The sequence below is a fragment of the Leclercia adecarboxylata genome, assembly GCF_035787115.1.
Taxonomy (GTDB): Bacteria; Pseudomonadota; Gammaproteobacteria; order Enterobacterales; family Enterobacteriaceae; genus Enterobacter; species Enterobacter adecarboxylatus_E.
Map to the genome: position 1 here is coordinate 18,388 of NZ_JALKTL010000013.1, position 9,295 is coordinate 27,682.

Below are 9,295 nucleotides of genomic sequence, written 5' to 3' on the forward strand. Positions count from 1 at the left end.
TATAGGATAAATTGCCGGTCCGCAGATCATCTTCACACGCTTTGATAGGGAGAAGCTTTTGAACAAAATGTATTGATTTGTCTTTAAACTAGGTAGCTCGTTCCGTATGTCCCTGATGTGGAGACTCACCCCGCAGCGACTAGAGCTTCCTTAGCCAAGCGTTGCATGTTTAGCGATCGTGTGTTTAAGCCAGCCTTGACGAACCGGTAGCGCATATATGAGGAGATGTCGTCCTCGTGCGAAGACACAATCAACTGGCGATTGCTGAACTCACATCTAAGTAGATCCGTTAAAGAGGCAATATTAACCTCATCAAGCGACTGGGACGGGTCATCGATCAGGATCAGCGGTACGCTTGAGTAAACTCTATTTAGCGAAAGAAAAAATCCCAGGCTGAGCGCTGACACTTGCCCGGAGCTCATCGACAGAATCGCATCATACTCAGATTTTTCAGCCGTAAGGAACCTGAGCTCTTTACCATCTTTGCTTTCAATAAACAAACCTAGGCCGCGCTGATAGTTTTGAATAAGCCGTCCACTATAAATGTGGAAAACCAACTCAATTTCAGCAATTGTTTGTTCTGAGTAACTGCGTTCTGTTTTTTCTAAGATAGCCTTTAAGTTACTGACCTTAACTTTAGCAATCTGCGCTGCTTTGGTTTCACGCTCAATGACCTGTAGCTCATTTAAACATTGCTTGAGTCTGCTATTCTGCGCCTCATTTGCTTTAGCTGCGATATAAAGCTCTTTGTCTTGCAGCGTCTGAGACTCGACGATATAGAAGTCCTGCAATTCTTTGAAGGCAGCTTTAATGTCCTTTTTCCAATTTTGAGGGAGAGGTTCTGTCTCTGTTGTTTTCTGGTTTCTAATGAAAGATGTCAGAACCTGAATTCGAGTCTCTACCTCTTCCTCATTTACGGAGAACGAATGATTTAGTTGTAGTCCTAATTCTTGTATCCGGGAGGCGAGTTGATTAATAGCAGGCAATCGCGCTTTATCACGGAGCAAGGCGTTGTGTAAGGTGCTGTTGTAGCCAAGAGATAGCTGAGTTGCCTTACTTTGGATCTGAGCGTCAATTACTGCCAACTCCGCAGCCATCTGCCCAGTGAGATTTATGAGAGCCTGACCATCAGCGTTTAGCGCGTCATTGATTTGCTTTGATCTGAACTCAATCTTTTGCAGCATAGTGTCGTGAGGTTGCCGGTCCGCTCCACACAGTGGGCAATGTTGATCATCAGGATAGAGTTTAGTGTGCTCAGTCACCAGCCCTGCTTTTAAACGATTTAGCTCAGCTGCAGCGTTAGTATTAGAGTTGTTCTTTTGCTGAAGTGCGTCACGGCTAACTATTTTCTCAAGAAACCATTCCAAACGGCCTTGGGGCCACCCGGTAAGGCTCTTGGCCTCATCGGCATTGATGACTGTAGCGCCACGTTTGATAATCCCTCCACATTTGTTCAGCTCGTTTAATTCTTTGCTCATGCCTTCAAGGTCATCTAGTTTGTTCAAATCATTGCCAAAACACGCCAAGCTTTTTATAAAGTCTTTGTTAATTTCAATATAATTCTCAATTGAATCGTTTTTATCTCTGATCTGTATTGCACTTTTTAGTAGAGCAAGCCTTTGAAGGGTATGAATGTTTTCAATATATTCTCTGTGGATTTCCTGAGAATAGGTAGGGAAAGGGCACTCTTTGTCCCAGCCAGGTTGCAAGGGGGCGTTGGATATTTTTTTATATTCAGTTGGTCCTGTATCAGCCTGTATCATTTTTTTGAGAAAGCCAGCCTCATTCTCCAGCTTTGATAAATCTGCAACTCGTCTTGGATCATTTATGAACTTCGTAAGCCGTAAGGCGATATTTTTGCACTTGTCAGTTTCTGCTTTTACGTCACTAATATTGAAGAGGTTATTTAATGCCTCTTTACGTTTGTCTAGTCGCGTATGCAGGAGATGATTTTGGCCTTGCTCCAAATAATTCAAATATGAGAAATTGTCTTTGAAGTTTTGTCCAAAAAGTTCCTCAATGAAGTTATCGTCGCGAAGGTTTTCTACTATATAATCGTTTGATAAGAAATCGGGTAACTCGTAAAGCTTAAGGTAGGTAAATTGGTCTGCTCGATTGTTTGACTTCTCATCAAATTTTTCTGCTGGAGTATGCCTTGCTAAAGTAAGTTTGCGCGAACCATTTATGAACTCTATTTTAATTGCTAGGTCTTTATTACCTGAGCGGTTATTCCAAAAAAGATTGTCTTCATAATTTGTTCTTTTAGCCATCATTAAGGTGGTAAAGAGGTGGCATATTCTTTTTATCCTCCCGGTTAACAATAGTTCAATTGCATCGAATATGCTGGTTTTACCAAATCCGTTGGGGCCATCTAATGTCAAAAGTGATGACTCACCGAAATCTAGATTGATTTTTTTAAAAGCCTTAAAGCTTAAGACCTCAATTTTTGAGATTTTCCAATTCATCGCTAATTAGTTCCTTAAATAAGTCTTCTGTATTTAACGAGCTGTATTTCTTTATTGTTTCATACGTTTTGGTAAGGTCGGCTTCTGCCACAGCCTCTTCAATTTGCAGACGGAGTGGCAAAAGTTCCATGTTGTTAATGTTTAGCGACAAAAAAGGCAATTTTATGAATAACTTTGCAGCTGCACTGTACTTAGTAGCTGCTGTGGGCTCATTTTTGTAAACATCGAATTGCTTTTTATCTGAAATCAACTCGTTTAGATTTGCAAAGTTTAGCCCTTTAATGGCTTCGATTTCGGTATCGCTATAGTAAAGCACGTATTTTTTGTAGAAGTGAGGGTCTTCTTCAATTTCAAAAATCTGTTCTTCGTAGTTTTTAAATTCGGCAAGTTTGTCGAGATGATGAATGCAGATTAAGTCGCAATTTTTTTTAAATGCTGGATTAGCTATAAAGTCCACAGGGGCTGACTGGTTAATAATAGCGTTAAGATTACTAGGTTTCATCAATTTGTCTAATCTGTGTAAAACCGCAAAGCGGATCGCCGTACCGTTCTCTCTAACATAGAAGCTTGTTGTTTCGTTCTCATCTACTTTGGAAAAATTGTGTGTATCTAAAGCCTGATGAATAATGTCAAAAATCATTTAAGTCGAGCCTCTGCGTCGTCTTTTGTTAAGATACTGATGCATAGACTTTTGGTGATGTTACTGTCGATGCGGTTTTGAACATCGATGGACATCATATCGATGCAATTAGTATAGTTAGTGTCAATTGTAAAGCTTTCGTTGGCTCTTGCTGCAATGAGATTATTGAATTCGAACAATAGTCTGCCTAGATCATCGTTATTTTTTATTTCTGCGATAATTTCAGATGTGCAGTATTTTTTGTCTGTTGGTTCTGGTAAATATAATGCCGTGGGCGCGTAAAATTTATTGTTGCTGTCTAAATAGTGCGGTAGTCTCTTTAAAATTGGTTCTACATTAAAGTTGTGTACAAGGTCCGTGTATCGGCGTATATCTGAGTTCTGAATGCGTGAAAATTTTTCTGAGGGTTTCATTAATTGACAGAGTGTTTTGAAATCCCCGCCCTCAGAGATTCTTATCAGGTCGTAAATACGTCTGGCTCTTATATAGGCCGCGTCCAACATTCCTGGAAGGGATTCTGCCAGCCTTTCTTCCAGGTGAGAGTAAAGGCGTGCCTTCAATTCGATAGCGTAATAGTCCTTTCTTTCATATGGACTCGTATCCATTATGTCTGTAAGAATAGTTTCTGAAGATATACGATAATCATATGCTGCTTTGCGCTGAGTATCACCATCATTTTGTATTTTTGCGTGAATGACTAGCGCATGTGAGCTAATTTTATCAGATAGTAGACAGTAATTTGCATCTATAAAACCATCATCAAATACCACTGCTTCACGAATATAAATTTCTTTAATGATGTCTTTCGTTAGTTCTTCTATTTTGCTAAGTTCGCAATAACGAAAATCACCATATGGATAAAATTCAACTCGCTCGTGATTAGCATCTACATAATCACCATGGTCGTTTATGGGTTGGGATATATGGAAGTATCTTTTGATTCCCGCGACTCTATCTAGTTCTATTGCTGCCGATTTTTCTAAAGCGTCCTTATAGTTGCTGCGATAATCTCCTATTTTAGCTTTAACCTGATGGGCGCTTACTAATTTATTGTTTTTGTAAATCGCGAAGTCGTCTGTGCTGTCTAATTGTAATTGAAAATCATTATCTCCTTGGTTAATCAACTTCAGACAATGATAGAGCGCTACTTTGCCTTGGTAGACAAATCCACTCCAAGTGGATATAGCGCTATGGGGGTAATTGCTTGCTTCCTCGTCACTCATATTGCCTCCTTCACCACATAATCATGCCGTACTTGGGTGGAGAGATGATACCACGGAGTCATCACTTGTTTTAGTCAGTACTCGGATCAGTGGATGAAGTGGATCACATTAAATAGTATCCTCAACATGGCGTTCGCTTAAAAATATCTATTTTGCCGCTTTATGTATCGCGGTAAAGAGACCATACACTTTCAGGAATCTGCCTGTCAAAGATCTTCCTGTCTCCTCATGAAAGTAAATGTCCACTTCTCGCGTTGGGTTCAATGGGTCGATGAAATACTATCCTTAATCAAGAGGTGTTGCCCTGAAACGAAGAACGCTTATTAACTCCACGCTGGAACAGAAAGCGATTATCTGGGATAGATTGACATCCTCCCCCATTAACTGACATGTCGTAACGTTAGTAAATTTATACTTGAGTAATAATGATAATTTTGAACTTTCGCTCCTCGCTCAAAGCGGACATTAATCTCTCTGGCAGTTCTGTGAAGGGTGAGATTAAGTCTGCCTTCACAGCCTTATCATTTCTTTGTACCGAAAATTTCTTCAGAACGGGACTGTAATGTCTTCAATGCATCAAGCATATCGTCACCATTCAGCGAACGCTGGGATTTCTTCTCCGTGGGTTTTCTACGCCGCCGCGAAGGGCCATCTCCGGCAGGGAGTGCCTGTGAGCGGTTGTTGTCGCGTTTGTCCTGAATCATTTTGATAAATTCAAGTGTGCGTCCGAGTCGTTTGTTGTCCACGATAGCTCCCTGGTCGATTTCCTGGAGTCGATCATAGGTGGAGTAGGGAAGAACATCGCCGTTAAGGCGGAGTTCTTTACGACCATCCGGGTAATGCCAGACCTCGATATATTTCCCGATAGCCCTGCGGCTTAATTCATTATCTTCAATCAGATAGAGCAACTTGTCATACTGCACCGTCAGGGATTTTGAAACACGGCGTGGTTCCCGCCATGTGAAAAAAGCGTCCAGATCATCATCATTTTCAAGTGGTCGATGTACATCAAAGTCATGCCGGGGTGCTTTTGCAAAGCGCAGGTTGTAATCAGCCATAAACTCATCAGCAAAATCATTGGCTGCATCTACAGAACCAATTCCCCTGAGACGCAGCTCCTTTACAAGGCGATCCTGAAGAGTCAGATGAGCACGTTCCACGCGACCTTTGGCTGAGCTTGTATTAGCGCAGATAGTCTGGATATTCAATTCATGCATCGCACGGCCAAACTGGGTATAGCCGTTGCCACCAGTTGCGTTTTTATTGTTGATTCTGAAGACGCTGGCTTTGTCGCTGTACAATGCCAGTGGTTTTCCATGCTTTTCCAGATAGCCCCTGGTGGCCTCAAAATATGTGAAGGTCGATTCCGATTTCACAAATCGGAGTTGCATCAGGCGGCTCGTTGCATCGTCGACGTAGACCAGAGCGGTACAGGCGGGTGCACGATTCTCGAACCAGTGATGGTCACAACCATCAATCTGGATCAATTCGCCGCAGCAGGCCCGGCGATAACGTGGCTGCTGAATTTTCGGCGCACGTTGTTTGCGGGGGATCCAGAGACCGGCTTTGACCATGAGTGAACGGACAGTCTCTTTAGACAGGTGAACATCGTGCAGTTCTGCGAGTTTCTCACATGCAAGCGTCGGCCCAAAGTCGGTATAGCGATCTCGGATAATGTTGATCGCATACTGTGCAAGACCATCAGGCAGCTGGTGATTGCTGGGTTTTCCTCTGCGGCGGTTAGCCATACCAAGCGGGCCAGATTCACGGTAACGCGACAGAAGGCGTCGGCACTGGCGATCGGAAATACCCAGGCGCTGCGCGGCCATCAGTGTAGTCAGGCGCCGGTCGATAACGTCCTGAATGATTTTGAGTCGGTTAACTTCATCCAAAGTGAAAAACTCCGCTGCGTTTGCCGTCATGGGAATCTTCCTGTTGATTATATATGACGGACATCTTAACTTAGCCCTGAGCGGACATTACAACTTTGCTGTTACAAGCTTAGTTCGCATAATCTATCTTATGTTAAATTTAGTCCGTCGTTCATTTAGTTCATAATCGGCCACAGACTACGATTAATCACACCCTTATCTGTCCTCCCATCTTCTTCTTTCTGAACGTTATGTTTGTTGGTTACTTTGTTCATACACATACTATATATGAGGATAAGTGCCGCTGACCTGCTTCCCGTTGATTAATACACCATGATGTTAGTAATGTCTTCATAAGCCACATGAGGACATCCCCATGAAGAAGCGTTTTTCCGACGAACAGATCATCAGTATCCTCCGCTGGGCTGAAGCCGGGGTTTCTGCCCGTGAGCTCTGCCGTAAGCACGCCATTTCCGACGCCACCTTTTCACACGTGGCGCAAGAAGTATGGCGGTATGCAAGTATCCGAGGTTAAGCGCCTGAAGTCGCTTGATGAAGAGAACGCCAGACTCAAGAAGCTGCTTGCCGAAGCCATGCTGGATAAAGAGGCACTTCAGGTGGCTCCGGGGCGAAAGTACTGACGACAGACCAGAAGCGGGAAGCCGTTGAGTTTATGTCGATGTGACCGGTCTGTCGCAACGTCGTGCCTGCAGGCTTACAGGTTTTTCCCTGTCGACCTGCCGCTACGAGACCCAGCGTCTGGCGGCTGATGCGCATTTATCAGGCCGTATCACAGAACTGGCACTCGAACGAAGGCGTTTTGGTTAACGGCGCATCTGGCAGTTACTGCGTCGGGAGGGCCTTCACGTTAATCACAAGCGGGTATACCGCATTTATCACCTTAACGGACTGAGCGTAAAACGCAGACGACGCCGTAAAGGACTGGCGACAGAACGATTTCCACTTCTGCGCCCGGATGCACCGAACCTGACCTGGTCAATGGATTTCGTTATGGACGCGCTGGCCACCGGTCGCAGGATCAAGTGCCTGACCTGCGTGGATGATTTCACGAAGGAGTGCCTGACAATTACCACCGCATTCGGGATTTCAGGCGTGCAGGTTACGCGTATTCTGGACAGTATCGCGCTGTTTCGTGGCTATCCGGCTACGATAAGAACCGATCAGGACCCGGAATTTACCTGCCGCGCGCTCGATCAATAGGCCTTTGAGCATGGTGTGGAGTTGCGACTTATCCAGCCAGGCAAGCCAACGCAGAACGGATTTATTGAGAGCTTTAACGGACGGTTTCGCGATGAATGTCTGAATGAGCACTGGTTCAGCGATATCGTTCACGCCAGGAAAATCATTAATCATTGGCGGCAGGATTATAACGAGTGTCGTCCACATTCGGCACTGAATTATCAGACGCCATCAGAGTTTGCAGCACGGTGGCGAAATGGAAAATGTGAAGGTAAACAAACCGACATTACTAACTGAGCGTTGTCTCTAATCCTGGGGTCAGGTCAGGGTTTTGCTGAACTAAGGCTGAGCGGTGAGGTGCCTGCAGCCTGTAGGCCAAAAGTTGCGCGAGCGTGCTAAACCAGAAACCAAGAAGCAAAATATCAAGTGAATGCGCTTTGAAAGGCTCAGCAACATCAGTGATGTGAGCGCACGGTTACACAGTTTCACGCAAGCTACGATGATTGTCTGCCAATTTCCATAAAAAGTAGCATATCGGCATAAAGTTATAAGCGTAATGCCGCCCGCCTGTAGTTACGAACAAACGATACGGCTTACTTTACACATCATCATCTGACGGGTGCTCCTTCAGATACTGCAACACTCTATGGTTAACCTTGTGCTCAGTGAACTTCCAGCCTTTCCAGTATTGGGGTTGCTCCAAATAAACTTCAGGCGGGATAGTAAAATCGCTAAGCACCATCCACTCTTTAAACATCTCAGGATCGCGCTTCTGTATAAATTGCAGCAGCATGATGAGGGTATGAGCGGTGGCAGGTACGTTCACTGTTCCTTCGAGATACTTATGAATTGTCGAGCGATTGGCTCTCATTAATATGGGAAGGATGGATCTGTCAATTGCTATTTCTTCAAATATATTAGCAAAATCATTCACTTTGCTATTCCTTACAGTTGCACTTAATTTTTGGGCACTCCAAAAATTTTTTCAGAAACATATATTACCACAATTCAGTATCAATTTCAGTTTTCAAATGAAAGTTATCAAATATTAATCATACAAAACATTATTTTACAAATGTTGATAGTTAATCGCTTGAAGCAATGCGTGTTTTCAATTTGTGAATGACATGTATAGGTTTCTATTGGAAACTTAAAATAGGAATTACGTTGATTTAGTGTGCTTTACATCACACATAACCAAGAGTATGTTTCTTTCAAAGAAACACACCCCGCCAGCTAAGAAACTCATTAAGTGTGTTTCAGAAACGTAATATTAACTTAGTGAGAATTTATTTAATGAAACTCGTCAAAAGATCTGTGCTGGCAGTCGTTATCGCTGCTGCGTGTGCTCCTGCTATTGCTTCTCTCACTGATGCTGAACGTGCTGATGCTATTGAGCAGTTTCAGCAGAGCTCAGCAATTATCAATGGCACCGCTTCAGATATTACTGATAGCAGTTTGAACGAGGCTGAACGGACCGCCTTTCAAAGCCTAACGCGTCTGGGTGTTAAGTCCGAAGATATTCCTGATTTGATTGCTAATTACCACTTTCTGACAACACCAGAAGCCGTGGAGTTTTGGGTGAAATACCCTTTGAACGGTAGTAATGATAGTGCCCTAGCTGCGTCGAACGCCGAGCGCACCGCTGAGCAGGCCGCCGCCCTGCACGATGCACGCTTCCAGCACCTGAAGGAGCAGAAGGCCGAGCAGGCCACTCTGGGGGCTGCCCTGGTCTCCGCCAACGCCGATCGCACCGCTGAGCAGGCCGCCGCCCTGCACGATGCACGCTTCCAGCACCTGAAGGAGCAGAAGGCCGAGCAGGCCGCTCTGGGGGCTGCCCTGGTCTCCGCCAACGCCGATCGCACCGCTGAGCAGGCCGGCGCCCTGCACGATGCA

General features: G+C 44.4%; 6 protein-coding genes and 1 pseudogene. 2 read left to right on the forward strand and 5 right to left on the reverse strand.

Annotated features, from left to right (window positions below):
- Positions 1-125: 125 nt before the first annotated feature.
- From MXM41_RS22235 to MXM41_RS22250, 4 genes are all read right to left on the reverse strand, one after another.
- Positions 126-2,465 carry an AAA family ATPase gene (locus MXM41_RS22235; protein WP_325934426.1) on the reverse strand — a complete coding sequence of 780 codons (2,340 nt, stop codon included), beginning with the start codon at positions 2,463-2,465 and terminating at the stop codon, positions 126-128.
- Positions 2,440-3,105, reverse strand: coding sequence for an ABC-three component system middle component 1 (locus MXM41_RS22240; protein WP_325934428.1), 666 nt, complete (start codon positions 3,103-3,105; stop codon positions 2,440-2,442). Before MXM41_RS22240 ends, MXM41_RS22235 begins: the two co-directional genes overlap by 26 nt.
- Positions 3,102-4,328 (reverse strand): ABC-three component system protein, encoded by a 1,227-nt coding sequence (locus MXM41_RS22245; protein ID WP_325934430.1) that lies wholly within the window; start codon positions 4,326-4,328, stop codon positions 3,102-3,104. The genes MXM41_RS22240 and MXM41_RS22245 overlap by 4 nt, the downstream gene beginning before the upstream one ends.
- Before the next feature lie 521 nt (positions 4,329-4,849).
- Positions 4,850-6,250: an ISNCY family transposase gene (locus tag MXM41_RS22250; protein WP_325934432.1), complete on the reverse strand. Its 1,401-nt coding sequence runs from the start codon at positions 6,248-6,250 to the stop codon at positions 4,850-4,852.
- A gap of 325 nt (positions 6,251-6,575) precedes the next feature.
- On the opposite strand from MXM41_RS22250, the pseudogene MXM41_RS22255 reads away from it, so the two are divergent.
- Positions 6,576-7,696: pseudogene (locus tag MXM41_RS22255) on the forward strand (IS3 family transposase).
- Positions 7,697-7,997: 301 nt separating this feature from the next.
- Here the strand turns inward: MXM41_RS22255 and MXM41_RS22260 are convergent.
- Entirely contained in the window at positions 7,998-8,333 is a 336-nt protein-coding gene (locus MXM41_RS22260) for a hypothetical protein (RefSeq protein WP_325934435.1), read from the reverse strand.
- 362 nt (positions 8,334-8,695) lie between these two features.
- Between MXM41_RS22260 and MXM41_RS22265 the strand changes: the two genes are divergently transcribed.
- Positions 8,696-9,295 (forward strand): hypothetical protein (locus MXM41_RS22265; RefSeq protein WP_325934437.1); only part of this gene is annotated, 600 nt, incomplete at its 3' end.

Excerpts from the sequence above, each read along its gene's own strand:
- MXM41_RS22250 (WP_325934432.1), bottom strand. The coding sequence starts at position 6,250 with ATGACGGCAAACGCAGCGGAGTTTTTCACTTTGGATGAAGTTAACCGA.
- MXM41_RS22245 (WP_325934430.1), bottom strand. The coding sequence starts at position 4,328 with ATGAGTGACGAGGAAGCAAGCAATTACCCCCATAGCGCTATATCCACT.
- MXM41_RS22240 (WP_325934428.1), bottom strand. The coding sequence starts at position 3,105 with ATGATTTTTGACATTATTCATCAGGCTTTAGATACACACAATTTTTCC.
- MXM41_RS22235 (WP_325934426.1), bottom strand. The coding sequence starts at position 2,465 with ATGAATTGGAAAATCTCAAAAATTGAGGTCTTAAGCTTTAAGGCTTTT.